Annotated in this window: 28 protein-coding genes; 16 read left to right on the top strand and 12 right to left on the bottom strand. The window is 68.7% G+C overall.

Going from position 1 to position 25,988, the window contains the following annotated elements:
- Positions 1-8: 8 nt before the first annotated feature.
- Positions 9-923 (top strand): SDR family NAD(P)-dependent oxidoreductase, encoded by a 915-nt coding sequence (locus AC1DVU_RS07600; protein ID WP_476921831.1) that lies wholly within the window; start codon positions 9-11, stop codon positions 921-923.
- Positions 924-928: 5 nt separating this feature from the next.
- Here the strand turns inward: AC1DVU_RS07600 and AC1DVU_RS07595 are convergent, their stop codons facing one another.
- From AC1DVU_RS07595 to AC1DVU_RS07585, 3 genes are all read right to left on the bottom strand, one after another.
- Complete coding sequence (locus AC1DVU_RS07595; protein WP_476921830.1) at positions 929-1,465, bottom strand: dihydrofolate reductase family protein; 537 nt, start codon at positions 1,463-1,465, stop codon at positions 929-931.
- A gap of 96 nt (positions 1,466-1,561) precedes the next feature.
- Positions 1,562-2,068, bottom strand: coding sequence for a hypothetical protein (locus AC1DVU_RS07590; RefSeq protein ID WP_476921829.1), 507 nt, complete (start codon positions 2,066-2,068; stop codon positions 1,562-1,564).
- Complete coding sequence (locus tag AC1DVU_RS07585) at positions 2,065-2,622, bottom strand: RNA polymerase sigma factor (RefSeq protein WP_476921828.1); 558 nt, start codon at positions 2,620-2,622, stop codon at positions 2,065-2,067. Before AC1DVU_RS07585 ends, AC1DVU_RS07590 begins: the two co-directional genes overlap by 4 nt.
- 168 nt (positions 2,623-2,790) lie before the next feature.
- Between AC1DVU_RS07585 and AC1DVU_RS07580 the strand changes: the two genes are divergently transcribed.
- From AC1DVU_RS07580 to AC1DVU_RS07565, 4 genes are all read left to right on the top strand, one after another.
- On the top strand, positions 2,791-3,237 hold the full coding sequence (locus tag AC1DVU_RS07580) for an OsmC family peroxiredoxin (RefSeq protein ID WP_476921827.1): 447 nt from the start codon (positions 2,791-2,793) through the stop codon (positions 3,235-3,237).
- Between the two features lie 52 nt (positions 3,238-3,289).
- Positions 3,290-4,336, top strand: coding sequence for a winged helix DNA-binding domain-containing protein (locus AC1DVU_RS07575; RefSeq protein ID WP_476921826.1), 1,047 nt, complete (start codon positions 3,290-3,292; stop codon positions 4,334-4,336).
- Positions 4,337-4,510: 174 nt separating this feature from the next.
- Complete coding sequence (locus AC1DVU_RS07570) at positions 4,511-8,341, top strand: multifunctional oxoglutarate decarboxylase/oxoglutarate dehydrogenase thiamine pyrophosphate-binding subunit/dihydrolipoyllysine-residue succinyltransferase subunit (RefSeq protein ID WP_476921825.1); 3,831 nt, start codon at positions 4,511-4,513, stop codon at positions 8,339-8,341.
- A gap of 3 nt (positions 8,342-8,344) precedes the next feature.
- The gene (locus tag AC1DVU_RS07565; protein ID WP_476921824.1) at positions 8,345-8,521 is read left to right on the top strand and encodes a DUF6104 family protein; all 177 of its coding nucleotides are present in this window, start codon (positions 8,345-8,347) and stop codon (positions 8,519-8,521) included.
- Positions 8,522-8,612: 91 nt separating this feature from the next.
- Here the strand turns inward: AC1DVU_RS07565 and AC1DVU_RS07560 are convergent, their stop codons facing one another.
- The 3 genes from AC1DVU_RS07560 to AC1DVU_RS07550 all read right to left on the bottom strand — a co-directional run bounded on the left by AC1DVU_RS07560 (position 8,613) and on the right by AC1DVU_RS07550 (position 11,324).
- Positions 8,613-9,581 (bottom strand): zinc-binding dehydrogenase, encoded by a 969-nt coding sequence (locus tag AC1DVU_RS07560; protein ID WP_476921823.1) that lies wholly within the window; start codon positions 9,579-9,581, stop codon positions 8,613-8,615.
- A 19-nt stretch (positions 9,582-9,600) separates the two neighbouring features.
- A complete protein-coding gene (locus AC1DVU_RS07555; RefSeq protein ID WP_476921822.1) occupies positions 9,601-10,800 on the bottom strand; it encodes an NAD(P)-dependent malic enzyme in 1,200 nt (399 codons plus the stop codon).
- Between the two features lie 128 nt (positions 10,801-10,928).
- Positions 10,929-11,324, bottom strand: a complete 396-nt coding sequence (locus AC1DVU_RS07550; RefSeq protein ID WP_476921821.1) for a hypothetical protein — start codon at positions 11,322-11,324, stop codon at positions 10,929-10,931.
- 157 nt (positions 11,325-11,481) lie between these two features.
- On the opposite strand from AC1DVU_RS07550, the gene AC1DVU_RS07545 reads away from it, so the two are divergent.
- Positions 11,482-11,733 (top strand): WhiB family transcriptional regulator, encoded by a 252-nt coding sequence (locus AC1DVU_RS07545; RefSeq protein ID WP_082530375.1) that lies wholly within the window; start codon positions 11,482-11,484, stop codon positions 11,731-11,733.
- A 53-nt stretch (positions 11,734-11,786) separates the two neighbouring features.
- Here the strand turns inward: AC1DVU_RS07545 and AC1DVU_RS07540 are convergent, their stop codons facing one another.
- A complete protein-coding gene (locus AC1DVU_RS07540; RefSeq protein WP_476921820.1) occupies positions 11,787-13,241 on the bottom strand; it encodes a sensor histidine kinase in 1,455 nt (484 codons plus the stop codon).
- Positions 13,242-13,280: 39 nt separating this feature from the next.
- Here AC1DVU_RS07540 and AC1DVU_RS07535 point away from each other — a divergent pair, with 39 nt between their 5' ends.
- The 5 genes from AC1DVU_RS07535 to AC1DVU_RS07515 all read left to right on the top strand — a co-directional run bounded on the left by AC1DVU_RS07535 (position 13,281) and on the right by AC1DVU_RS07515 (position 17,128).
- On the top strand, positions 13,281-14,198 hold the full coding sequence (locus AC1DVU_RS07535) for a DUF2785 domain-containing protein (RefSeq protein WP_476921819.1): 918 nt from the start codon (positions 13,281-13,283) through the stop codon (positions 14,196-14,198).
- Between the two features lie 20 nt (positions 14,199-14,218).
- Complete coding sequence (locus tag AC1DVU_RS07530) at positions 14,219-15,889, top strand: acetolactate synthase (protein ID WP_476921818.1); 1,671 nt, start codon at positions 14,219-14,221, stop codon at positions 15,887-15,889.
- 1 nt (position 15,890) lies between these two features.
- Positions 15,891-16,391: a GNAT family N-acetyltransferase gene (locus AC1DVU_RS07525; protein ID WP_476921817.1), complete on the top strand. Its 501-nt coding sequence runs from the start codon at positions 15,891-15,893 to the stop codon at positions 16,389-16,391.
- Between the two features lie 264 nt (positions 16,392-16,655).
- A complete protein-coding gene (locus AC1DVU_RS07520; protein WP_476921816.1) occupies positions 16,656-17,027 on the top strand; it encodes a thioesterase family protein in 372 nt (123 codons plus the stop codon).
- A 26-nt stretch (positions 17,028-17,053) separates the two neighbouring features.
- Positions 17,054-17,128, top strand: a complete 75-nt coding sequence (locus AC1DVU_RS07515; RefSeq protein ID WP_369797015.1) for a 50S ribosomal protein bL37 — start codon at positions 17,054-17,056, stop codon at positions 17,126-17,128.
- Between the two features lie 58 nt (positions 17,129-17,186).
- Here AC1DVU_RS07515 and rsrA read toward each other — a convergent pair whose 3' ends face one another.
- The 4 genes from rsrA to AC1DVU_RS07495 all read right to left on the bottom strand — a co-directional run bounded on the left by rsrA (position 17,187) and on the right by AC1DVU_RS07495 (position 19,625).
- On the bottom strand, positions 17,187-17,459 hold the full coding sequence (gene rsrA / locus AC1DVU_RS07510; RefSeq protein ID WP_476921815.1) for a mycothiol system anti-sigma-R factor: 273 nt from the start codon (positions 17,457-17,459) through the stop codon (positions 17,187-17,189).
- Positions 17,456-18,085, bottom strand: coding sequence for a sigma-70 family RNA polymerase sigma factor (locus AC1DVU_RS07505; RefSeq protein ID WP_476921814.1), 630 nt, complete (start codon positions 18,083-18,085; stop codon positions 17,456-17,458). Before AC1DVU_RS07505 ends, rsrA begins: the two co-directional genes overlap by 4 nt.
- Positions 18,086-18,204: 119 nt before the next feature.
- Positions 18,205-18,936: an SOS response-associated peptidase gene (locus AC1DVU_RS07500; RefSeq protein WP_476921813.1), complete on the bottom strand. Its 732-nt coding sequence runs from the start codon at positions 18,934-18,936 to the stop codon at positions 18,205-18,207.
- A gap of 35 nt (positions 18,937-18,971) precedes the next feature.
- Positions 18,972-19,625: a hypothetical protein gene (locus AC1DVU_RS07495; protein WP_476921812.1), complete on the bottom strand. Its 654-nt coding sequence runs from the start codon at positions 19,623-19,625 to the stop codon at positions 18,972-18,974.
- Between the two features lie 126 nt (positions 19,626-19,751).
- On the opposite strand from AC1DVU_RS07495, the gene AC1DVU_RS07490 reads away from it, so the two are divergent.
- From AC1DVU_RS07490 to AC1DVU_RS07470, 5 genes are all read left to right on the top strand, one after another.
- The gene (locus tag AC1DVU_RS07490) at positions 19,752-21,332 is read left to right on the top strand and encodes a sigma-70 family RNA polymerase sigma factor (protein WP_476921811.1); all 1,581 of its coding nucleotides are present in this window, start codon (positions 19,752-19,754) and stop codon (positions 21,330-21,332) included.
- Between the two features lie 42 nt (positions 21,333-21,374).
- Positions 21,375-21,860, top strand: coding sequence for a DoxX family protein (locus AC1DVU_RS07485; protein WP_476921810.1), 486 nt, complete (start codon positions 21,375-21,377; stop codon positions 21,858-21,860).
- 122 nt (positions 21,861-21,982) lie between these two features.
- The gene (gene aroA / locus AC1DVU_RS07480; protein WP_476921809.1) at positions 21,983-23,260 is read left to right on the top strand and encodes a 3-phosphoshikimate 1-carboxyvinyltransferase; all 1,278 of its coding nucleotides are present in this window, start codon (positions 21,983-21,985) and stop codon (positions 23,258-23,260) included.
- A 13-nt stretch (positions 23,261-23,273) separates the two neighbouring features.
- Complete coding sequence (gene rsgA / locus AC1DVU_RS07475; protein WP_476921808.1) at positions 23,274-24,278, top strand: ribosome small subunit-dependent GTPase A; 1,005 nt, start codon at positions 23,274-23,276, stop codon at positions 24,276-24,278.
- A gap of 49 nt (positions 24,279-24,327) precedes the next feature.
- A complete protein-coding gene (locus AC1DVU_RS07470) occupies positions 24,328-25,278 on the top strand; it encodes an inositol monophosphatase family protein (protein ID WP_476921807.1) in 951 nt (316 codons plus the stop codon).
- On the opposite strand, the gene AC1DVU_RS07465 is transcribed toward AC1DVU_RS07470, so the two are convergent.
- Positions 25,275-25,916 carry a class I SAM-dependent methyltransferase gene (locus AC1DVU_RS07465; RefSeq protein WP_476921806.1) on the bottom strand — a complete coding sequence of 214 codons (642 nt, stop codon included), beginning with the start codon at positions 25,914-25,916 and terminating at the stop codon, positions 25,275-25,277. The genes AC1DVU_RS07470 and AC1DVU_RS07465 overlap by 4 nt on opposite strands.
- Positions 25,917-25,988: the final 72 nt, after the last annotated feature.

Genomic DNA, 25,988 nt, shown 5'->3' with positions numbered 1-25,988 from the left:
TGGAGGGCATGGATCGCATCACGACGCCCTTCGACATCAACGCGACCGCCGTTGAGGTGGTTGCCGGCATCGACCTGCACGGCAAGCGCGCCGTCGTGACGGGCGGCGCGTCCGGCATCGGCATCGAGACGGCCCGTGCCCTGGCCGGCGCGGGCGCGCACGTGACGCTCGCGGTGCGTGACGTCAAGGTGGGTGGTCAGGTCGCCGCGGAGATCCGCGCCACGACGACCCGCGGCACGGTCGACGCACGAAGGCTGGAGCTGACCGACCTCGACAGCGTCGCCGCATTCGTCGCCGAGTGGGACGGCCCGCTCGACATCCTGATCAACAAYGCCGGCGTCATGGCGACCCCCGAGACGTACACCCCCCAGGGCTGGGAGCTGCAGTTCGCGACCAACCACCTCGGCCATTTCAAGCTCGCCGCCGGCCTGCACGACGCGCTCGCGGCGGCCGGCCACGCCCGCATCGTCTCGGTCAGCTCGAGCGCCCACTTCCGCTCGCCGGTGATCTTCGACGACCTGTTCTTCCGGTTCATGCCGTACGACCCATGGGCCGCGTACGGACAGTCCAAGACCGCCAACGTGCTGTTCGCGGTCGAGGCGACGAAGCGTTGGGCCTCCGACGGCATCACCGCGAACTCGCTGATGCCCGGCGCGATCGCGACCAACCTCCAGCGTCACATCGGCGGCTCGCAGACGCCACCGGACCAACGCAAGACGACCGAGCAGGGTGCGTCGACGTCGGTCCTGCTGGCGACGAGCCCACTGCTCGAGGGCATCGGCGGTCGCTACTTCGTCAACAACCAGGAGGCAGTCGTCGTCGACCGGCCCACCAACGACATGACCGGCGTCGCGCCGTATGCGCTGGACGCGGCCAATGCCGAGCGGCTCTGGGATGTGTCCCGGGAGCTGCTCGGCATCTGACCGCGTCAGGCCGCCGGCGTGTAGACCAGGTGCAGCACGCCTGACATGAATGGAGTGGCAGAGGCGAGCCGGAGCGGAACCTTGGCACCATCGGCGAACAGCTTCTTGCCGCCACCGACCACGACGGGATGCACCAGCAGGTGCAGCTCGTCGACCAGCCCCTGCTCGAGCATCCAGCGGACGAGCGTGGCGCTGCCGGTCGTACCCAGATTCGTGTCCTGCTTGAGGGCGGTCAGCTCGGCCGCCACGTCACCGTTGATGACCGACGAGTTCTCCCAGGTCGCCTGGGTCAACGTGGTCGACACGACGTACTTGCGTGCACCGTTCATCTGCGCCGTGAACGGATCGCTCGGGTCCGCGGCCGGCCAGTAGCTCGCCATCTCCTCGTACGTCTGCCGCCCGAACAGCGTCGCGTCGGCGTTGCTCATCAGCGCGCCGACCGCCGCGCCCATCTCGTCGTCGAAGTAGTCGAAGTGCCAGGTCTCGGGCGACTCGATGACGCCGTCGAGCGAGATGAAGAGGCTTGAGGTGATGGATCCCATGATCGTCTCCCGGGTTGTCGTGGACGCCGACTGTCGGCGCCTTCACCCGTACGTCGAACGGACGCGGGGCGATTCGACAACCCGGGACGATCTTTTTCAGCCCGCTGCCGGACCATTGGTGTGCTGGCCCAGGAGGTCCGGGCCGATGATGTCCATCTCCACGGCCTTCTCGCCCGCGTAGCACGTCCAGTGCAGGCCGGCCGAGTCCTGGCCGATGCAGCCGCCCGCGATGTTGTCGTCAGCGTCGTTGAACGTCTCCTTGGTGCCCTTGTAGTCCGCGAGGATCTCCTTGCTCGGCGCCTTCGCGAGCGTGCAGTCGAACTCGATGTCGCTCTTCTTGGTGCACGTGGGATCGGTGTCGATGAAGATCACGCTGCTGCCCGGCATGCCCTGCTCGACGGTGTCCGACGAGAGGAGGTTGACCGCCGCCGCGGCCCCACCGCCGATGGCGATGACCCCGACGGTCGCGAACGCCGCGATCGTGGTCCGGGACCGCTGCTTGCGGCGGCGCCGCACCACGATGGATCCGGCGATCTGGGCGGCGACGGCCTGCTCCAGCTCGTCGCCGATGCGGCTGAGGTCTGTGTGGGTCGTGGCGCTCATGAGGATTCCTTCGGGGTGGAGGCGGGCTGGAGGGAGGTCCGCATGCGGGCGAGGCCGCGTGACACGCGGATGCGGGCCGCGGTCGGCGTGCAGTCCAGGGCCTCGGCGACCTCGTCGTACGGACGGTCGGACAGGACGCGAAGCTCGACCGCGATGCGTTGGGCATCGGGCAGGGTCGCGAGGGCAGCTTCCAGATCGGCGTCCATGCCGTCGATCCACGAGGTGTCAGGGGTGGCGGACGAGCGGCCCTTGGTGATCCGCAGGGCCTCGCTGGCCTCGTTGATCATCCGGCGCTCGCGTGCCGAGCGGGACAGGACGTTGCGGGCGACGCCGAACAGCCATGGCCCGGCAGACCCGTCCTTCTGGTCGACGAATCGGTGCCGGGACGTCCACACCTGGGCGAACGTCTCGGCGGTGAGGTCCAGGGCGGCCTCACGGTCAGACGTACGGCGCAGGAAGAAGGCGTGGATCGCCTCGGCGTAGCGGTCGTACAGCTGGCGGAACGCCTGCGGGTCGTGGCCCGACGACGCCAACAGCTCGGCATCGGACTTCACGTGGTGATCTCGATCATGGGGTGGTGGACCTCCGGTCGGCTCGAACATGACATCACGAACATGCCGCGGGACGCCGGGAATGTTTCACTCCCCTGGCCTGCGCGACCTTTCCGCGCGCGACTTGCCGCAGTAGCGTCATCAGGACACCCGAGACGGAAGAGGTTCACGATGCCCACACGCACAGCCCGCACGGCCTGGGACGGCGGCCTGCAGGACGGTTCCGGACAGGTCGAGCTGACGAGCTCGGGCCTCGGTACGTTCGAGGTCTCCTTCCCCAAGCGCGCGTCCGATGACGGTGGTGGTGCCACGAACCCCGAAGAGCTCATCGGAGCGGCGCACTCCGCGTGCTACGCCATGTCGCTCGCCGGCGCCTTGAACAAGCGCGGTGCGACACCTCTCACGATGGAGGTCAAGGCCGATGTCACGGTCGAGATCCACCCCGAGAAGGGCCTGACGATCAGCACCGTCGTGCTCACGGTGCGCGGCGAGGCCGAGGGCATCGACGAGGCAGGATTCATCGAGGCCGCGGAGGCAGCGAAGATCGCGTGTCCGGTCAGCAAGGCGCTGGCCAACAACGTCGACATCACGCTGGATGTCGCGATGGAGACGCCCTAACCGGCGTACGCGTGCGCGCGAAAACGTCCGCGTCGTACGACATGCTGGATCCGTGAAGCCAACCGTTCCCGGCCGACTCCACGCCCAGGGGCTGGGGTCGCCTCGGTTCGAGACCGCCATCGACGTCGTACGACATCTGGGCTGCGTCCAGTCGCAGCTGCACGACATGGCGCTGTGGGCCGTCGCCCGGCGCACGACGGGGCTGACGCTTGCTGACGCCCAAGCCGCGTTCGGCCGCGGTGACTTCCTCCGCACCCACATCCTGCGGCCGACCTGGCACTTCGTCGACCCGGCCGACCTGCACTGGCTCATGATGCTGACCGCGCCCCGGATCCGGCAGCTCATGACGTCGAGCTGGTCCGCGATGGGTCTCAGCATGGAGCTCATCGATCGAGGCTCCGAGGTCATCGTCGCCGCACTTGCCGATGGTGCACCGCACACCCGGGCCGAGCTCGCCGAGGCGCTCGAGGGGGCCGGCCTGCAGGCCGCGGGGACGTTCCTGGTTCACCAGATGATGAACGCCGAGATCAGCCTGCTCGCCGCCAACGGCCCCATGAGGGGCAAGCAGCACACCTATGTCGCGCTGCCTCCCGCCACCGTCGACCGCACCCACGACGAGCTCCTCGCGGAAGGCGCGCGGCGCTATGCGCAGGGCCACGGGCCGTTCCGCGACAAGGACCTGGCGTGGTGGACCAGCGTGACCTTGACGGACAGCAGACGTGCCATCGAGCTGGCCGAGCTGCGACCGCTCGACCTCGACGGCCAGGCCTACTGGACGCTCGACGAGCCGGTCGAGGCCGAGGTGCCGCGGGTCATGCTGCTGTCCAACTTCGACGAGTACATCTCCTACGCACGAGATCCCGTGGACTACGACGGCTTCGACGGCTCGGTCGACGACGTCATGCGCGGCAGCGGCTTGCTGATGATCGACGGTCGGTTGAGCGGGCGGTGGACGCGTGCCATCACGGCAAAGACGGTCAAGATCACGGTCGACCGTGCCCCACGACTCACCGGCCCGATGCGCCGGGCTCTCGACGCCGAGGCGGCCGCGTTCGGCCGCTTCGTCGATCGCGAACCCGAGGTGGTCATCTCGGCGTGATCCGCGCGACGTACCTGTCGGACGTGATGTCTGCCACGTCTGCGCATCCCAGCGTGAAGATCGCGGCAATTCCAGCGCGAACCTGCCTGCGGGCGAATGGAGCGTCGCGTTACCCTGTTGAGGGTAGTTTTCGCAAATGCGCCAGCACACAATTCGGAAGAGGCGATCGAGGCTGTGGCCGAGTCCTCACAAGACCATTCAACCCCTGATTTCGGCACCAACCAGTGGCTCGTCGAAGAGATGTACGAGCGATTCCGCCAGGACCCCAGCTCGGTCGACGCCACCTGGGTGACGTTCTTCCAGACCGGCGAGGGTGCGGCGATGGCCAACGGCTCCGGCAACGGAACGTCCCCCAACGGCGCGGCGAGCAGCCCGACGACGCAGGCACCTGCGGCGACCAAGCCTGCCGAGCAGCCCGCCGCCGAGGCCAGGACCGAGGCGCCCAGCCCGGCACCGACCGCTCCGACGTCGTCAACGCCTCCGGCACCCAAGACCCAGCCCGTGACCGTCACCCCGGCCCAGAGCCAGGTTGCGTCACCCGTGCACGTCGATCCGCCAACCCCCGTGGCGCCCGCGGTCGATGCCCCCACCAGTCCTGTCGCTGCGGCCGCGACGCCCAACGGCAAGGCCGCTGACGCCCCCAAGGCGGGTCCCGGCGAGGTCGAGAACGTCGTGCTGCGCGGAGCCGCTGCCCGCACGGTCGCCAACATGGACGCCAGCCTGGCCGTCCCGACCGCGACGAGCGTGCGCTCGGTGCCGGTCAAGCTGCTGTTCGACAACCGCATCGTGATCAACAACCACCTCGCCCGCGCACGAGGCGGCAAGGTGTCGTTCACGCACCTCATCGGCTGGGCGATCGTCAAGGCGCTCAAGACGATGCCCGAGATGAACACCGGCTTCGAGGTCGTCAACGGCAAGCCCAACCAGCTCAAGCCCGAGCACGTCAACTTCGGCCTCGCGATCGACCTCAAGAAGCCGGACGGCTCGCGTACGCTCCTGGTTCCCTCGATCAAGGCCGCCGAGACGATGGGCTTCGCCGAGTTCTGGGCGGCGTACGAGTCGATGGTCCGCAAGGCCCGCGACGGCAAGCTCGAGGTCACCGACTTCCAGGGCACCACGGTCAGCCTGACCAACCCCGGCGGCATCGGCACCAACCACTCGATCCCGCGCCTCATGCAGGGCCAGGGCGTCATCGTCGGCGTCGGTTCCATGGAGTACCCGCCGGAGTTCCAGGGCGCCAGCGAGCACACGCTCGCCCAGATGGCGATCTCCAAGATGATGACGCTGACCTCGACATACGACCACCGCGTCATCCAGGGCGCGCAGTCCGGCGAGTTCCTCAAGAAGATCCACGCCCTGCTGCTCGGCGAGGAGGACTTCTACGACGAGATCTTCCGCGCCCTCAAGATCCCCTACGAGCCGATCCGCTGGGCCCAGGACATCGCCGTCAGTCACGACGACGAGGTGCACAAGCAGGCTCGCGTCCTCGAGCTGATCCACGCGTTCCGCGTGCGCGGTCACCTCATGGCCGACACCAACCCGCTCGACAACCGGGCCCGGAGCCACGCCGACCTCGACACGGCGTCGCACGGCCTGACCCTGTGGGACCTCGACCGCGAGTTCGCCACCGGATCGTTCAAGACCGACAAGCGCTTCATGAAGCTGCGCGAGATCCTCGGCGTCCTGCGCGACTCCTACGCCCGGACGATCGGCCTGGAGTACATGCACATCCAGGATCCCGAGGAGCGCGCCTGGTTCCAGGAGCGCATCGAGCGCCCGCACACCAAGCCGCCCCGCGAGGAGCAGCTGCGCATCCTGCAGAAGCTCAACCAGGCCGAGGCCTTCGAGACGTTCCTGCAGACCAAGTTCGTCGGCCAGAAGCGGTTCAGCCTCGAGGGCGGCGAGACCACGGTCCCCGTGCTCGACGAGATCTGCGAGGCCGCAGCGGCAGACCAGCTCGACGAGGTCTGCATCGGCATGGCCCACCGTGGTCGCCTCAACGTGCTGGTCAACATCGCCGGCAAGCACGCCGGCTCGGTGTTCCGCGAGTTCGAGGGCAACATCGACCCGCGTACGGTCCAGGGCTCCGGCGACGTCAAGTACCACCTCGGCGTCGAGGGTGAGTTCACCTCCGGCAACGGCGACAAGATCAAGGTCTCGGTCGCGGCAAACCCGTCGCACCTCGAGGTCGTCGATCCCGTGCTCGAGGGCATCGCCCGCGCCAAGCAGGACCGGCTCAACCGCGGTGCCGAGTACCCCGTCCTCCCCGTCCTCGTGCACGGCGATGCCGCGTTCGCCGGGCAGGGAGTCGTTGCCGAGACGCTCAACCTCTCGCAGTTGCGCGGCTACCGCACGGGCGGCACGATCCACCTGATCGTCAACAACCAGGTGGGCTTCACGACGGCACCGTCGTCGTCACGCTCATCGATGTACTGCACGGATGTCGCGCGCATGATCCAGGCGCCGGTGTTCCACGTCAACGGCGACGACCCCGAGGCCTGCATCCGCGTGGCGCACCTGGCCTACGAGTACCGCCGGACGTTCCACAAGGACATCGTCATCGACCTGGTCTGCTACCGCCGCCGCGGTCACAACGAGGGCGACGACCCGAGCTTCACCCAGCCGCTGATGTACGACACGATCAACGCCAAGAAGTCGGTGCGCAAGCTCTACACCGAGGCGCTCGTCGGTCGTGGCGACATCACGCTCGAGGAGGCCGAGGCCGCGCTGAGCGACTACCAGGCCCAGCTCGAGCGCAACTTCGCCGAGGTCAAGGAGAGCGCGACCGATCCCGGTTACATGCGCACCCCGGACTACCCCGACAAGCCCGAGCACGCCGGTGAGCTGCTGACCGCGATCACGCCCGAGACCATGAAGGCGATCGCGGACTCCTACACCAACGTGCCCGAGGGCTTCACGGTCCACCCGAAGGTCCTGCCGCAGCTGCAACGTCGCGCGCAGTCGATCAGCGCCGGCCCGATCGACTGGGGCACCGGAGAGATCCTGGCGCTCGGCTCGCTGCTGCTCGACGGGCGGCCCGTACGCCTCGCCGGCCAGGACTCGCGGCGCGGCACGTTCTCGTCGCGGTTCGCCACGATCATCGACCGCACCAACGCCAACGAGTGGACCCCGCTCGCCAACGTCGGTGATGACCAGGCGACGTTCTACATCTACGACTCGCTGCTGAGCGAGTACGCCGCGCTGGGCTTCGAGTACGGCTACTCGGTCGCCCGGCCGGAGGCGCTCACGATCTGGGAGGCGCAGTTCGGCGACTTCGTCAACGGCGCCCAGTCGGTCATCGACGAGTACATCTCGGCGGGCGAGAGCAAGTGGGGCCAGAAGTCAGGCGTCGTGCTGCTCCTGCCGCACGGCCACGAGGGCCAGGGTCCCGACCACACGTCGGCCCGCATCGAACGGTTCCTCGAGCTGTGCGCCAACGACACCATGACGGTCGCTCAGCCGTCGACCCCCGCGTCGTACTTCCACCTGCTGCGTCGTCAGAACCTGCAGACGCAGCACCGTCCGCTCATCGTCTTCACGCCGAAGTCGATGCTGCGCAGCAAGGCCGCGGCCTCGCAGCCGGCGGACTTCACGTCTGGCAAGTTCCGTCCGGTGATCGGCGACGACTCGGTCGAGGCGTCCAAGGTCGAGCGCGTCCTGGTCTGCTCCGGCAAGATCGCCTGGGACCTGTTCGCCGAGCGCGAGAAGCGGGAGCCGGGCCAGTCCCGCACCGCGATCGTGCGCCTCGAGCAGCTCTACCCGCGTCCGACGTCCGAGCTCAACGCGGCGGTGGGCCAGTTCGTCAACGCCCGCGAGGTCCGTTGGGTCCAGGACGAGCCGGCCAACCAGGGTCCGTGGCCCCACGTCGCGCTGCACTACAGCGGCGAGTTCGACGGCCTTCCGCTGCTGCGGGTCTCGCGCCCGGAGTCGTCGGCCCCGTCGGTCGGCTCGCACAACCGGCACGTCGAGGAGCAGGCCACGCTGATGCAGCAGGCCTTCAGCTGATCGATGTACTTCACGGACCGCGGGATCGAGGAGCTCCAGAGCCGGCGAGGTGACGAGGAGGTCACCTTCGCCTGGCTCGCCGAGCGGTTCGTCGAGTTCGTCGACCTCAACCCCGAGTTCGAGATCCCCGTCGAGCGCCTGGCGACGTGGCTGGCACGCCTCGACGACGATGATGAGTAGGAACGCGTACGTCTAACTGCCCCGAGATTTGGATGCGTCTGCACCACTGCGAGGTCCAACGTGGTGCAGATCGATCCAAATCTCGGTGAGCCTAGAGCGTCAGGACGATCTTGCCGAAGACGTCGCCGGCGATGACCGAGGCGAGTCCGTCGGCTGCATCGGCCATCGGGATCTCCCGGTCGATCAGCGGTCGGGTGCCGGTGACGTCCATGAACTGCGCCAGGCGGTGCAGCTCGTCGCGGGTGCCCATCGTCGAGCCGTGCACGCGCATCTGCTGGAAGAAGATCCGGGTCAGCTCGGCGTGCGACGGAGCATCGCCGGACGTCGCTCCGGCGATGACGATCGTCCCGCCGGGCCGCATCGACTTGACCGAGTGTGACCAGGTCGCAGCCCCGACAGTCTCGATGACGGCGTCGACCTTGCTCGGCAACCGGGCGCCGGACTCGAACGCCTCGTGGGCGCCGATCTTGAGGGCCTTGTCGCGCTTGTCCTCATCGCGGCTCGTCGCGTAGACGCGGAAGCCCGCAGCGCGGGCGAGCGTGATCGCCGCGGTGGCGACGCCGCCACCGGCGCCCTGCACCAGCACCGTGTCGCCCTGCTGCAGGCCGGACTGGGTGAAGAGCATCCGGTATGCCGTGAGCCACGCCGTGGGCAGGCAGGCTGCCTCGGCGAACGACAACCCGGCAGGCTTCGCCACGACGTTGCGGGTCGGCACCGCGACCTTCTCGGCGAACGTGCCCTGGTGACGCTCGGACAGCAGCGAACGCTTCGGGTCGAGCGTCTCGTCACCACGCCACGACGGATCGCTGATGACGGCGTGCACCAGCACCTCGTTGCCGTCCTCGTCGAGCCCGGCGGCGTCGCAGCCGAGGATCATCGGCAGCGACTCCTCGCGCAGGCCCACGCCTCGCAGGCTCCATACGTCGTGATGATTTATTGAGGCGGCTTTTACCGTTACGTTGGTCCATCCATCCGGAGTCTTTGGTTCCGGCCTTTCCCCAATGACCAATCCGGCCAACGGATCGTGGGGGTCGATCGTGCCTGCGTAGACGGCGAACATGCAGCTCCTGTGAGGTGGGTCAGTACGGGCGGCGGGCCAGGCCCTCGCGGCGCGCGGTGTCGGTCACGGCGCGTGCCACGGCTGAGGCTACCCGCGGATCGAACGGCGACGGGATGACGTACGTCTCACTGAGGTCATCGCCGACGAGATCGGCGATCGCGTTGGCCGCCGCGAGCTTCATGCCCTCGGAGATCCGCGTCGCGCGCACGTCGAGCGCTCCACGGAAGATGCCGGGGAAGACCAGCACGTTGTTGATCTGGTTGGGGAAGTCCGAGCGCCCGGTCGCGACGACCCGCGCGTACTTGTGCGCGATGTCGGGGTGGACCTCAGGGTTGGGGTTGGCCATCGCGAACACGATCGAGTCGGGCGCCATCGACGCGACCGCCGCCTCAGGGATCGTGCCCCCGGAGACGCCGACGAACACATCGGCCCCGTCGAGGGCATCCGCGATCGTGCCCGGCTTGGCCCACGGAGCGGTCGCCTCGGCGATGCCGGCCTTGACCACGTCCAGTCCTTCGCGTCCGGGATGTATCACGCCGGAGCGGTCGACCACGGCGATCTTGCGCACCCCGGCCGAGCGGAGCATCTTCATGATCGCGACGCCCGCGGCGCCGGCACCCGAGATGACGATCTTGAGGTCGTCCAGCTCGCGGTCGGTCAGGCGGGCCGCGTTGATGAGTGCGGCCAGGGTCACGACGGCGGTGCCGTGCTGGTCGTCGTGGAAGACGGGGATCTCGAGACGCTCGATCAGCTGCCGCTCGATCTCGAAGCAGCGCGGGCTGGAGATGTCCTCGAGGTTGATGCCACCGAACGTCGGAGCGAGCCGCACGATCGTCTCGACGATCTCGTCGACGTCCGTCGTGTCGAGGGCCACCGGGATCGCGTCGACACCGCCGAACTGCTTGAACAGCACAGCCTTGCCCTCCATCACAGGCATCGATGCGGCCGGGCCGATGTCGCCGAGACCGAGGACTGCCGTGCCGTCCGTGACCACCGCAACGGTGTTGGAGACCCAGGTGTAGTCGTGGGCCAGCGCAGGGTCGGCGGCGATCGCCTCACAGACCCGGGCCACGCCGGGCGTGTAGGACATCGCGAGGTCTTGGGCATTGCGCAGCGGTACGGTCGCGGCAATCGCCATCTTGCCGCCCCGGTGCAGCGCGAAGATCGGGTCGTCGGGGTCAGGCGTGTCTGTGTGCAAATCAGTATCAGTGGCAACCATGGTGGGAATCCCTCGGGGACGTTCCGTACGTTCTCATCGGGACCGATCAGGTCGCCGGCGCGGCAAGTATGCCGCTCATTGCTCCCGCCGCAGCGGGGACACACGGGTTGTGCCCGGCCGTCAGTCTCTCATACTGACTGGTCACTTCCGAGGGCGTGGGTCACAGGCGGGGCCAGCAGGCAGGCCAGCGTGACGACCGCCGAGGCCCCCACCAGCACCGCGATCCAGGTCGGTACGTCAGCGAGGTTGAACGCAATGATGAGCTGGATGATCTGGGTCACCACGAGCGGGCTGCGGGCCCACTGCTCCCCCTGGGTCGCCCGCCAGGCTGCCCACGCCTGGAACCCGCCGTAGACCGTCAGGATCAGCGATACACCGATGCCGGTGCCCACGCTGTCATCGCCCAGATCGAAGAGGCCGAGGACCGCCAGCACGACGCACGTCAGGGCTTCCGCGAGGACGATCATGGCCGCCACGAGGAGGAGGTTTCGGGCCATTCCGGACGGCCGCACGTTAGCGCTCACGTCCTCAGCCTAGGGAGCGTGTGACCCATCCGACAATTCGCGAACGGCACAGCCCTTGTAATGCAGTTGAAATGTTGAAAACATGGAGGTCAAAGCCTTGGTCACAGGTCAAACAGGCCTGCCCAAGGCGCATCACCGAACGGGAAGGAGTGTCCCCATGGACTGGCGTCATAAGTCTGCATGCCTGGATGAGGACCCTGAGCTCTTCTTCCCCATCGGCAACACGGGTCCCGCCATCTTGCAGATCGAAGAGGCCAAGGTCGTATGCCGCCGCTGTGATGTCCGCGAGCAGTGCCTGCAATGGGCACTCGAGTCCGGACAGGACCACGGTGTGTGGGGAGGCTTGAGCGAAGACGAACGTCGTACGCTGAAGCGCCGCAATGCTCGGGCACGTATTCGTACTGCCTGACGTACGCACGTATCGGTGAACCCCGTGGCCTTCGGCCGCGGGGTTCTTTGCATCTAGACGTTGAGCGAGATGGCGACGGTCGTGCCACCGCGGACCCGTGGCTCGAACGCCAGCGACCCGTGCAGCTCGCCCTCGACCAAGGTCGTGACGATCGACAGCCCGAGGCTGCTTGCCGGGTCGAAGTCCGCAGGCAACCCCTTGCCGTCGTCGCTGACCCTCAGGCGTACACGATCGCGGATGCGGTTGACCGCCAGCGTCAACGTGCCGCCCTGCGTGCCGAACGCGTGCGTCGACGCGTTCTGGATCAGCTCGGTCAGCACCATGGCGAGTGGCGTCGCGACGGCACCGGGCAGCAGCCCGAACGAGCCGATCCGCTCCGCGCTCACCCGACCGCTGCTCGACGTCTCCTCGGCCACGTCGAGCACCGTGCGGAGCAGGCGGTCCGCGATCTCGTCGAACGCGACGTTGTCGTCGAACGACTGGCTGAGGGTCTCGTGCACCAGTGCGATCGAGCCGACCCGGCGGACCGCGTCGTCGAGCGCGGCACGGGCCTCGGGCAGCTCCATCCGGCGGCCCTGCAGCCGAAGCAGCGCGGCGACGGTCTGCAGGTTGTTCTTGACCCGGTGGTGGATCTCGCGGATCGTCGCCTCCTTGGACACGAGCTCGCGCTCGCGGAGCCTCAGCTCGGTGACGTCACGCAACAGGATCAGAGCGCCGCTGCGGTGCCCGTCCGAGCGCAGCGGGATGACCCGCAGGAGCAGCGAGGCTGCGGCGTTCTCGATCTCAGCCTCGGTGCTGGCCTCGCCGCCGAGGATGCTGCGCGCTCCCCGATCGGTCGGCCTGCGGTCGACGAGTCCCGACGTGACGTGGCCGAGCTGGGTGCCGACCAGGTCCCCGACCAGGCCCAGGCGGCGGTATGCCGACATCGCGTTGGGGCTGGCATAGCGAACCGTGCCGGCGGCGTTCGTACGGACGAAGCCGTCGCCGACCCGCAAGGAGTCGGCCAGGTCGGACCGGGTGCCGGGCAAGGGGAACTCGCCGCGGCGGATCATCTCGGCCAGCTCGCCGGCCACTTCGAAGTACGAGGCCTCGAGCGTGCTGGCGGTGCGCAGGGCCGACTCCGCGCTGCGCCGGGAGATCACGGCAAGCGTGCGGCCCGCGTGCGTGACCGGGATGAGCTCGACCCTGATACGGCGGCCGTCGGGCAGCTCGGCGATCCGCTCCGCAACGATCTCACCCGACGTCAGCGCCTGCTCGATCTCGTCGATCCGGCCCGATGGCATGAAGGTGCCGGCGACGTCCTCGAACAGCGTGGTCGGCCCGGTCGTGGGACGGATCTGCGCTCCGGCCCACATTCCCTTGGCCTCGGCGTCGGGTACCCAGAGCACCAGGTCCGCGAACGACAGGTCGGCGATGATCTGCCAGTCCGTCACCAGGGCGTGCAGCCAGGCGACGTCGTCGGGGCTCAACGACGTCTGGAAACGCACGATGTCGTCCAGGGAGGGCACCCGGTCAGCCTATGTCCTGAGACGTGGCACGATGTGTGAGTGTCTGAGGCGTACTGGCAAACCGTGATGCAGAACGGGATGAACGTACCCGGCGACCGTAGCCTCGACGAGTGCACTGTCGAGCTCGTCGAGATGCTGGGCCACTCCAATCCCCGCTGGCGTGAAGACCTCGCCTATCCGCTGCTGACCACGTGGATCACCCGCGGCGTCTACGACGAGCTGCTGTCCGGGCTGGGCGACGGCATCGCGCCCGGCCTGCGCTACGGCCTCGGCCACGACGGCGACGTCTCGGTCATGCGCCGCTCCTACAGCGCGCTGATGCTCGCCGAGATCATCGGCCGTGACAACAACGAGCACCTGATGTCAGCCTCGTCGGTCCTCGACTGGGGCGACCGGGCGACGGCTTGGTACGTCCGGGAACAGGACCACCGGGGTTGGATCCCCGAGCAGGGTTGGGCCAACTCGATCGCGCACGGCGCCGACCTGCTGGCCGCCCTCGCGCGGTCGCGACACTTCGGCCGGCTCGAGCTGACGGTGCTCCTCGACGTCATCGCCGACCGCGTGCTGACCCCGACTGCGTACATCTGGCGTCATGGCGAGGACGACCGGCTGGCATACGCCGTCATGACGCTGCTGCACCGCAACGAGCTCGATCCCAGCATCGTCGAGCCGTGGCTCGCGCGGCTCGGTGCCGGCATCAAGCCGCCCCGCACACGCGGCCACCTCGAGGCCGAGTGGCCGTCGCCCGGTGTCCGCAACACCTCGTCGTTCCTGCGTGCGCTGCATCTGCAGCTCGCCCTCGGTGTCCAGGGCCGCGACGACCTCCGCGCCGATGCCGAGCTGTTCGCCGAACAGCCCGCGCACCGTGCGGACCTGCTGCTGGCGGTTCTCGACCAGATCAGGGCCGAGAGCCCGTGGCTCTATCGGCCGACGACCAGGGCCAAGCCGCTCGGCTGACGCTCCAGTAACGTGCGTGCATGACCACTGAGCCCCGAGAAGGTCACGGCGGAGTCCATGCCGTCGACGTGGCCCGCGCGCACGGCGTCGAGACGATGTTCACGCTTTCGGGCGCGCACGTGTTCCCGATGTACGACGCCGCCGTCAAGGCCGAGCCGCCGATGCCGATCATCGACGTACGCCACGAGCCGACGGCGGTGTTCGCCGCCGAGGCGATCGGCAAGCTGACGCGTACGCCGGGACTGGCCGTGCTGACCGCCGGGCCCGGCGTGACCAACGGCGTCAGCCCCATCGCGCAGGCCAGCTTCTCCGGCTCGCCGCTCGTCGTCGTGGGCGGTCGCGCGCCCAACAACCGCTGGGGCTCCGGAAGCCTGCAGGAGCTCGACCAGCCGCCGATCCTCGACACGGTCTCCAAGTCAGCCGTGACGGCGCACAAGGTCGACGACATCGCCCCGGCCATGGACGAGGCGTTCACCCTGGCCGGGTCGTCCCACCGCGGCCCGACGTTCGTCGACGTGCCGATGGACGAGTTCTTCAACAGCACCACGGTGACGACGCAGTCTCCGGGCAACACGACGGCGCCGATCGAGCCGGACCCGGACTCGTTGGCGAAGATCGCCGAGCTGATCCGCGAGTCGATGCGTCCGGTGCTGGTCCTGGGCACCGATGTCTGGGCCGACCGCGCGGAAGTCGCTGCGCTGCACTTCGTCGAGGAGACCGGCATCCCGGTGATCTCGAACGGCATGGGCCGCGGCATCGTGCCCGGCGGCCACCCGCAGCTCGTCACCAAGGCGCGCTCGACCTCGTTCAACCAGGCCGACCTCGTGATCGTCGTCGGCACGCCCCTGGACTTCCGCCTGGGATACGGGATCTTCGGCGGCAAGGACGGGACGACCCCCGCGCGTACCGTCCATGTCGCCGACTCCCCCGGCCAGGTCTCGACGCACGCCGAGCTTGCTGGGTCGGCCTGCGGAGACCTGACGCTGTTCTTCACGGGACTGCTCGACTCGCTCATGTCCCCGTCACAGCACGGCCGGCGACCCGACTGGTCGTCGTGGATCGGCGCACTCCAGGCCGAGGTGGCCGCGGCGACCCAGCGTGACAGCGAGCTGCTCATGGCCGAAGCGGACCCGATCCACCCCGCCCGCATCTATGGAGAGCTGCTCCCCCGACTCGCCGACGACGCGGTCGTGATCGGTGACGGCGGCGACTTCGTGTCGTTCGCCGGCAAGTTCGTCGAGCCCAAGCGCCCAGGCGGCTGGCTCGACCCCGGACCGTACGGCTGCCTCGGCGCCGGCATGGGTGCGGCGATGGCTGCCCGCATCGCCCGCCCGTCGAGCCAGGTCGTGCTGCTCTACGGCGACGGCGCGGCCGGCATGTCGCTGATGGACGTCGACAGCCTCGTACGTCACAACCTGCCGGTCGTCATGATCGTCGGCAACAACTCCGCGTGGGGGCTGGAGAAAGGCCCGATGCAGTGGCTGTACGGCTATGACGTCGCGGCGGACCTGGCGCCGCAGACGCGCTATGACCAGGTCGTCACGGCACTGGGCGGAGGTGGAGAGATGGTGACCGACCCCAAGGAGATCGGCCCGGCTCTCGACCGCGCCTTTGCCTCCGGCATCCCCTATCTCGTCAACGTCATGACGGACGTGAATGCGGCCTATCCGCGCAACACCACCGGCATCTGACGTGGTGATCCGGCCCGCCCTCGAGGAGGAGTACGAAGCGGTCGGTGCCCTCACGGTTGCCGGCTACGACGCCGACGGCTATCTGCTCTATCCCGACGGCTCGTACGACCACGGTTACGCCGGCTGGCTCGCCGACGCCGCGTCGCGTGCGCAGAAGAGCACCCTCCTGGTGGCAATCGAGGACGACGAGCTGCTCGGCACGGTGACCTGGTGCCCGTACGGATCCGCCGATGCGCAGCTCGCCAAGGAGCCGCACCAGGGCGAGTTCCGTACGCTCTCGATCGCCCCGGAGGCGCGGGGTCGGGGAATCGGCCGCGCCCTCGTCGAGCACTGCCTCGAGCTCGCCCGCGCCGCCGGCCTCACCGAGGTGCTGCTGTTCTCCCTCGACGACATGGTGCCCGCGCACCGGCTCTACACCCGGCTGGGTTTCGTCCGTCGCCCCGACCTCGACTGGACCCCGGAGCCCGACGTCAACCTCTGGGCCTTCTCCCTGACCCTCTGACCCCACCCCGCTGACGCTGGGGTACCCCACGAGCTCTGCGAGTAGGGGGCGGGTTAGGTCCGCTGACGCGTGGGTTACGCCCGCTGAGGCGTGGGTTGCGTCCGCTGACGCGCGAGTTGCGTCCGCTGACGCGCGAGTTGCGTCCGCTGACGCGTGAGTTGCGCCTGGTCGTAAGCCACGCATCAGCCGACGCAACCCACGCGTGGGCCGTCATAACCCACGCGTCAGCGGACGCAACCCACGCGTCAGCGTTAGGTTGGGGGGATGGAATCGGCGAGTGTCACGCATGTCGTCACGGATGCCGACACCGCGCAGGCGCTCGGCAGCGGAGACCTTGCGGTCCTCGCCACTCCGCGGGTGCTGGCGTGGTGCGAAGAGGCGACCTGCGCCGCGCTCGAGCTCGACGCGACCCAGACCAGTGTCGGCACACGGGTCGACCTGCAGCACCTGGCCGCGAGCCCCGTTGGGGCCGAGGTCACCGCGACGGCGAACGTCATCCACACCGACGGCCGGCTCGTACGCTTCCAGGTCGCGGCCCACGACGCCGGTGGCACGCTGCTCGCGACCGGCGAGGTGCGCCGGGTCATCGTCGACCGGGAGCGATTTCTGGCGCGCATTGCGCCTGTGGGAGACTGAGACCTCGACTTCCGAGGAGGATCATCATGGGCAAGACCGGTCGTAAGCGTCGTGCACGTCGCAAGAAGGGCGCCAACCACGGCAAGCGTCCCAACGCGTGACAACAAGAAATCCCCGTCCGATGGACGGGGATTTCTTCGTTTCGGCTTCTGACCGCGGCTAGATCGACTTCTGCTCGGTGATCTCGATGTGCACCTTGCGGATCGAGAACAGCACCTTCTCGCGCAGCGGCTCGGGCGCCACCTCGGAGCATGACCGCGACACGAGCGACTTGACGACGCGTTCGAGGTCGTACTCGCCGAGGCAGTCCGTGCACTCGTCGATGTGCGACTGGATCTCGGCGCAGCTCGCGGTGTCGATCTCCTGGTCGATGAACAGGTAGAGGTTCTCGAGTGCCTTCTCGCAGTCGGGCCCTTCGCACGGACCAGTCATGCCTTGTCACCTGCTCCCGTGACGGCCATGCCGCGATCGCGGGCGTAGTCGGCGAGCATCTCGCGCAACATGCGGCGACCGCGGTGCAGCCGCGACATCACGGTGCCGATCGGCGTGTCCATGATCTCGGCGATCTCCTTGTAGGGAAAACCTTCGACGTCGGCGAGGTAGACCGCGTAGCGGAAGTCGTCGGGCAGCGCCTGGAGCGCGTCCTTGACGTCGCTGTCGGGGAGGTGCTCGAGCGCCTCCATCTCGGCCGACTTGAGGCCGCTCGACCCGTGCGACTCGGCACGGGCGATCTGCCAGTCCTCGATCTCGTCCGTGATCTGCTGCGGCTGGCGCTGCTTCTTGCGGTACGAGTTGATGTAGGTGTTGGTCAGGATGCGGTAGAGCCAGGCCTTGAGGTTGGTGCCGGGCTTGAACTGGTGGAACGCACTGAACGCCTTGGCGTAGGTCTCCTGAACGAGATCCTCCGCGTCATGCGGACTGCGCGTCATGCGCAGCGCGGCGGAGTAGAGCTGGTCCAGGAATGGCAGGGCGTCGGCCTCGAAGCGCGCCTGCTGCTGCTCCGAGGTCTCAGTGTCGCGCTGGTCGGCGCTCTCAGGGGTTTCGCCGGTGATCGTCATCGCCTCCCAGCCTACTCCGGGCTTCGGACGTGGGCTCAGTGGCGTGAGGGACCTCTCACGCGGAATCGTCTGTGTCAGCATCTGACCTCCTGGCCTGTTCAACCGTTCGGAGGCACCGGCTATTCCGGGGAGAGCGGCTCGATCAGCTGGGGTCCGTTGTTGGCGACGTTGTTGACCTCGGTCGACACGGGGTAGGCGTCGAGCCGGCCCGGGGCTGCCGGGATCAGCAGCTCGTTCAGCTGCTCGAACGGCTTGGGCGCAGGGTCGAGCCAGGCATCGAACGCATCGGGTTCGAGGAACAGCGGCATGCGGTCATGGATGTGGCCCATGTCGTCCTCGGCGCTGGTCGTGAGGATCGTGTAGCTCGTGACCCACTCGTCCGTCTCGGGGTCCTTCCAGAACTCGTAGAGACCGGCCATCGCGAGGACGGAGCGATCCTTGGGCGTGATGTAGAACGGCTGCTTCTTGGGCTTGCGCTCACCTTCGCGGGCCTCGCCGGCGTACCACTCGTAGTAGCCGTCGGCCGGTACGAGACCGCGGCGACGGGCGAACGCCTTCTTGAATGCCGGCTTCTCGGCGGCGGTCTCGCTTCGCGCATTGATCATGCGGTTGCCGATCGACGGGTCCTTGGCCCAGCTGGGGATGAGCCCCCATCGAGCAGTCATGAGCTCGCGCTGCGGCGGGGCGTCGGCGGCGAGCTCCTCGGGGCGTCGCCCGATGATCAACGGCGCGAGCTTGGTCGGCGCCATGTTGTAGTCGGCCTCGAGCTCGACGAAGGAGTTGGCCAGGTCGACCTCGAAGGCCTGGTTGAGCGAAGCCGAGGTCTGGGTCGTTGCGTAGCGCCCGCACATACCTCAAGCGTAGGCGCAGGCACCGACACTGCGGCCTACTCCGCCAGGCCGGCCAGGACCCTGGAGATCCCGTCTGCTGACGGTGGCAGCTCCTCGACCCACAGCCGCGGCTGGACGTGGCTGCCGAGGGCACGCTCGAGCAGGATCCGCAGCAGGCTCATCGACACCACGTCGGCCCGCTCGCGGCCGACCAGGGCGGCGAACCGTCGCGGCGACATCTGGGCCACCGTCTCGTCGCCGGCGAACACCGCCCGCATGGCCTCCGCCACGTCGAGCGCGCGAAGCGACTCCTCGATCTCATGGCCCGTGTGCCGGCCCGGCAGCTCGACCACCACGAGGGCGCTTCGCTCTGACACCAGGTGGCCGTCGCGCTCTGCCCCGCGGTACATCTCCGCCAGCCGCGAGCGGACGTACGCCGTGGAGGCCAACGAGGTCAGCGGATCCTCGCACGAGATGTCCGCGTGCAGGACCAAGGCCTCGTCGGCCCAGGCCAGGACGGCCGCCCGGGTCGCTTCGTACGACGGCTCCCGCCCGGCGAAGGCCCGCTCCATGTGGTCCAGGACCTCATGGAGCGGGACGCCGAGCCGCGCTGCACTCGCTCCCACCTCGAGTGCAACGCCAGCGACATCCGGGCGGCCATCGCGGACCGCGTCGGCGAGGAGCGCATCATCCAATCCCGAGCTGAACATGAGGCGCTCCCTCCCTTTTCGCCGATGGACACACATGAGACGTATGAGGGAGGCGTGCATGACGCGGTTCGGCACGATTCGTGACCGCCTCGTCCCTGGGTCGTTGTGCTTACAGGGGAGGAAGCCGTGTCAGACATCAGCACCACCCGCGTCGAGGCGAGCGACGCGCAGCTCATCGAAGCGGTGCGCAACGGCGAGACCGAGGCGTACGGCGAGCTCTTCGACCGCCATCGGGCCGCGGCGGCACGCCTGTCCGCGCAGCTCGTCCCCGGCCCGGACGCCGATGACCTGGTCGCCGAGTCCTTCACCCGCGTGCTGGCGCTCCTGCAGGCCGGCAAGGGCCCCGACGAGTTCTTCCGCGCCTATCTGCTGACGTCGATCCGCCGGCTCCACATCGACCGCACCCGCCGGCAGAAGCGGGTCCGGACGACCGGAGACGAGGCCGAGCTGGATCGCGTGGTCGAGTTCGTCGACCCTGCCGCGATGCGCTTCGAGCAGGGCGCCGCGGCTGCCGCTTTCGCCGCGCTGCCCGAGCGATGGCAGCTCGTGCTGTGGCACCTGGACGTCGAGGGCCAGAAGCCGGCCGACATCGCACCGCTGCTCGGGATGAGCCCCAACAGCGTCTCGGCCCTGGCCTACCGCGCCCGCGAGGGGCTGCGTCAGGCATACCTGCAGAACCATCTGGCGCCGAGCCTGCACACAGCCTGCCGCACGACCACGGGGATGCTCGGCGCGTACGTCCGCAAGGGCCTCTCGGCCCGCGACTCGGCCCGTGTCGAGGCGCACCTCGACGAGTGCAGCCGATGCACGGGGCTCTACCTCGAGCTGTCCGAGGTCAACTCCAACCTCTCCGGCATCCTCGGCCCGGCGCTCCTCGGCACCGCGGCGGCCGGATATGTCAGCGCTGGCGCGTCGCTGAGCGGACTCGGCGCTGTCACTGAGGCGCTCCTCGCCCCTGTGAAGGCGGCAGGGAGCGCAGTGGCCGGCACCGGCGCGCAGGGTGTCGTAGCTGCGGCGATCGTCGTGACGGTCGCCACCGCTGGCACGATTGCGCTGACGAACGATTCCGGCTCGACCGTCAAAGATCAGCCGGAGGCTTCCTCGCCACGGGCGAGCACGCCAGCGCCGACACCGTCGACGTCAGAGGCAACCGAGCCGGAACCGACGACCACGACACCCACGCCCACGCACACTCCTACGCCAACGCCGACCGCGTCCGTCCCCGCAGCTGCGGCGACCGCCGAGACGGAGCCGAAGCAGAAGGGCGCCCCATTGTCGGCGGATCGCACTCCGGAGCCGACCACCCCACCTGTCGAGCCGATCGTCCCGACCGACTACGGGATCGCCTCCGTCCGCGTCTCGAACAACCTGCTGCCCCTGCTGCAACGCCGCATCACGGTCGACATCAGCGCCACCAACCGCGGACGGGCCGCAGCCGAGACCGTAAGCGTGACCTTGGCGTTTCAACGCTCGGTCTACTTCGGCGGAGTCGTCAGTCGCGGGTGGACCTGCGACGAGGCCGCCAACCAATGGCTGCGAACCGTGACCTGCTCGACCCGGCTCGCCGCGGGCCAGGGCACGACGTTCATCGCGAACTCGCACGATCTCGTGCACTCCTCAGGCACCGTGAGTGTGTCCGCGCCCGGCGACCCCGTGCTCGCCAACAATGCGGCGTCCTTCCGGGCCGGTCTCTGGCCCCTGACGTGACACCTGGCTTGCCTCCTGCACGCATTCGGGTATGAATGAGGCATGACCCTCCTGCGCACGGTGGCCCGTCCGATGCTCGCCTCGATGTTCATCTATGGCGGTGCGACAGCGCTCAAGGATCCTGGCCCCCGCGTGGCCAAGGCCCAGGCGACGGCGGACCGGATCAAGAAGCTCGCGCCGGAATTGCCCGTCACCGCCTCCAATCTGGTCCGCGCCAACGGTGCCGCCCAGCTGCTCGGTGGCCTCGCCCTCGCGAGCGGCCGGCTCCCGCGCCTCGCCGCGCTCGGCCTTGCCGCGACGATGCCGCCGACGACCTTGGCGGGGCACCCCTATTGGAACGAGACCGATCCGGGGGCGCGCCGCAACCAGCGGATCCACTTCCTCAAGAACGTCTCGATCGCCGGCGGCCTGCTGATGGCGACGCTCGATCCCGACCCGCACAAGAAGTTCATCGGCCGGCGCGCCAAGGACAAGGTCAGCGAGGCTGCCGCGTCCGTGCACGACCAGATCGATCACCTGCGCGGCTGACGCCGTACGGGGTCACTTCACCGGGCAACCCCTCACTTCTCCGGGCAAATCTGCCCGGAGAAGTGGCGGTTTACCACGTTCTCCTGGTAAACCGCCGCGCTGACGCCGATAGGCTGGGGGCGATGACTGCCCCGCTGCCCTGGCTCGCGCCCTACCGCGACACGCCCTTCGACGGCGAGGTGCTGGTCCCCGGCTCCAAGTCGCTGACCAACCGCGTCCTGATCCTCGCCGCACTGGCCGACGGGCCGTCGGTGCTCACCCGACCGCTCGGGTCGCGCGACACGACCCTCATGCTCGGAGCGCTCACGACTCTCGGCGCCACGATCGATCGCGACGGCGTCACCTGGACGATCACCCCTTCGGCATGGGACCGCTCGGAGCCGGCTGACATCGACTGCGGCCTCGCCGGCACCGTCATGCGGTTCGTCCCCCCGCTCGCGGCGCTCGGCACCGCCGCCGTCACGTTCGACGGCGACGAGCACGCCCGCGTACGCCCGATGGGCACTACGATCGCGACGCTGCGCGATCTCGGCATCCAGGTCGACGATGAGGGCCGGGGTGCACTGCCGTTCACGGTCCATGGCGCCGGCCACGTCACCGGCGGCGAGCTCGAGGTGGACGCGTCGTCGTCCAGCCAGTTCGTCTCGGCGCTGCTGCTCGCCGGAGCCCGCTTCGACAAGGGCCTCGAGCTGCGGCACACCGGCGCCACGCTGCCGTCGATGCCGCACATCGACATGACGGTCGCCGAGCTGCGCCGCCGCGGCGTGCGCGTCGACACCGACGAACCCAACCGCTGGCACGTGCACCCCGGGCCGATCAGCGCGCTCGACGTCGAGATCGAGCCCGACCTGTCAAACGCCGGCGTCTTCATCGGCGCCGCCCTCGTCACCGGCGGCCGCGTCCGGATCCGAAACTGGCCCGAGGACACCGACCAGGCCGGCGACGCGTGGCGCACGATCGTGCCGGCGTTCGGTGGCACGGTCGAGCAGGACGGCGCCGATCTTGTCTTCACGGCCGGCCCCGTGCTCAACGGCGTCGAGCTAGACCTGCACGACGTCGGGGAGCTGACGCCCGTCGTCGCCGCCATCGCGGCCCTGGCCGAGCGCCCGTCCACGCTGGTCGGAGTCGCGCACCTGCGCGGGCACGAGACCGACCGGCTCAAGGCGCTCGTGACCGAGATCAACCGGCTCGGCGGTGATGCAGAGGAGCTCGACGACGGACTGCTCATCCGCCCCCGCGCGCTGCACGGCGAGACGTTCCAGACGTACAACGACCACCGGATGGCGCACGCCGGCGTCATCCTCGGTCTGCGTACGCCGGACCTCTACGTCGAGAACGTCGTGACGACGGTCAAGACGTACCCCAACTTCGCCCCGGTCTGGGAACGCCTGATGACATGACGGACCTGATGACATGAGGGACGACGACGAGCACGCGCAGTTCGAGCGGCCGCGCCGGCACACCAAGCCGCGCACCAAGATCCGCCCCAACTACGACGACGCCGACACCGCCCGGGTCGTGACGATCGACCGCGGCCGCTACACCGTCACCCTCGACGACTCTTCGCCGAGCTCAGGGAGCGGGAAGTCGATCACGGCGATGAAGTCGCGCAACCTCGGCCGCAAGGGCGTCGTCGTCGGCGACGAGGTACGCGTCGTCGGTGATGTCAGCGGCGCCGACGGCTCACTGGCCCGCATCGTCGAGGTCACGCCCCGCCGCACGGTGCTGCGTCGCACCGCGGACGACGACGACCCGATCGAGCGCATCATCGTCGCCAATGCCGACCAGCTCGTCATCGTCGCCGCACTCGCCGATCCCCCGCCGCGCGCCGGGCTGATCGACCGATGCCTCGTCGCGGCGTTCGACTCCGGCATGGAGCCGCTGGTGTGCCTCACGAAGTCCGACCTCGGCTCCCCCGACGAGATCGTGGCGATGTTCGAACCACTGGGCGTACGCGTCGTGGTGACGCAACGCGACGGCAACCTCGACGGCGTACGCGATGCGCTGCGCGACCGGGTCAGCGTGCTCGTCGGGCACAGCGGCGTCGGCAAGTCGACGCTCGTCAACGCGTTGGTGCCGGACGCGAACCGTTCGGTCAGCTACGTCAACGCCGTGACGGGCCGCGGCCGGCACACGTCGACATCGGCGATCAGCCTCGAGCTCCCGTTCGGCGGCTGGATCATCGACACCCCCGGCATCAGGTCGTTCGGCCTCGCGCACGTCGAGATCGACGACCTCATCAAGGCGTTCCCCGACCTCGAGGACGTCACGCGGGACTGTCCCCGGGGCTGCCTCCACTCCGCCACCGAGCCCGAGTGCGCGCTCGACGTCGCCATGGCCGACGGGACGCTGCCGCCCGAGCGGGTCGAGTCGTTCCGCCGCATCCTTGCGAGCATGAACCAGAAGGACGACTACTGAGCGAGTGCCGGTGGCCGTTTTGGGGGCACAAAGCCGTACTCTGAGGGCCATGGCTCACTCGTACAACGACGATCTGCGCCTCGCTCACGTACTCGCCGACAACGCCGACAACCTCTCGATGGACCGCTTCGGCGCGATCGATCTGCAGGTCGACACCAAGCCGGACATGACGTACGTGACCGAGTCCGACGAGGCCGTCGAAGCCGCCATCCGGCGCACCCTCAAGTCCGCTCGCACCCGCGACATCGTGCTCGGCGAGGAGCACGGTGAGGTCGAGGGGACGGCCGGCGCCGGGGGCCGGCGCTGGATCATCGACCCGATCGACGGCACCTCCAACTTCGTCCGCGGCGTGCCCGTCTGGGCGACGCTGATCGCGCTCGAGGAGGACGGCGAGGTCATCGCCGGTTGCGTCTCGGCGCCTGCCCTCGGCCGCCGCTGGTGGGCCAGCAAGGGCACCGGCGCCTACACCGGCAAGTCCCTCATGTCGTCCCGCGAGATCCGGGTCTCCCGGGTATCCGACCTCGACAGCGCCTCGTTCTCGTACGCATCGATGGGCGGCTGGGAGGCGATCGGCAAGGGCGACGCCTTCACGGCCATGCTGCGCCGTTGCTGGCGCACGCGCGCCTATGGCGACTTCTGGTCCTACATGCTGCTGGCCGAGGGCGCCGTCGACATCGCCGCCGAGCCCGAGCTCAAGCTGTGGGACATGGCCGCGCTCGACGTCATCGTGCGAGAGGCCGGCGGCACGTTCACGAGCCTCGCCGGGCAGCCCGGGCCGTGGGGCGACAACGCGCTCGCGACCAACGGCCGGCTGCACGACGCCGCGATGGCCTACCTCGGGCACTTCCCCGATCAGGGTCCGCCGGACGAGTACTGGACCGACGAGCCGGATGACGAGCCGGAGCCGGAGCGCGACAACGTACGCAGCTTCGACTTCACCCGCGAGCCTGGGGGCACCTCCCGCGAGCTCAGCGAGGGCGGGCGCGAAGACCTGCCCTAACGCTCCAGCCCGACCACGCACCAGCCGATGCCGCGCCACCGGTAGGTGTCCTGGAGCCCGGACCGGCGAGCGACGCCAACCATGTCCGCAGGCTCATGGGCGAACGTCCGGAACGTGTCGCCCTTGACTTTGCGCACCATGTTGTCGAACCACAGCAGCGACCTCGTCAGCTTGTTGCGGGGCGGGTGGCTGAACACCATCAGTCGCCCTGCCTTGCTGGCTGCCGCGCCGAGCAGCCGCTCGTGGTCCGGATAGCAGCACACCACCCGGTGCAGCACGACGATGTCGGCCGCCGCCACGTCGTCGGGCTCCTGGGCGATGTCGAGGAACCGGCGATCCACACGACCGGCCAGGCCCGAGCGGTCGAGCAGCCGCGCGGCCTCCGGCTCGTACTTCGTCGAGATCTCGAGATTGGTCGCCCTCGCCGCGCCGTGACGGAGCAGCTCGACGTGCAGCTCGCCGAGGCCGCCGCCGATCTCGAGGACGGTCGCGCCCTCGATGCCGCGATCCTGGAGGAAGCGGACGATCGCGCGCTCGGACCGGCTCAGCCCTCGCCGGCGATAGCGACGAGCCATCTTGCGAGCGAACCGGTCGCCGAACGTATCGTCGTAGTCCTCGCGGTTGCAGCAGTCGTCCATTCCTCAGTATGCACATTGCCGTCGCGCCTGCCGGACAATCACTCGCACTTGGCGCTCGCCGGGGGTTACGCT

This window comes from Aeromicrobium sp. P2_G6 (assembly GCF_056403535.1).
The sequence above is the reverse complement of the archived record's forward strand: the minus strand, read 5'-3'. Positions and strand labels throughout refer to the sequence as shown.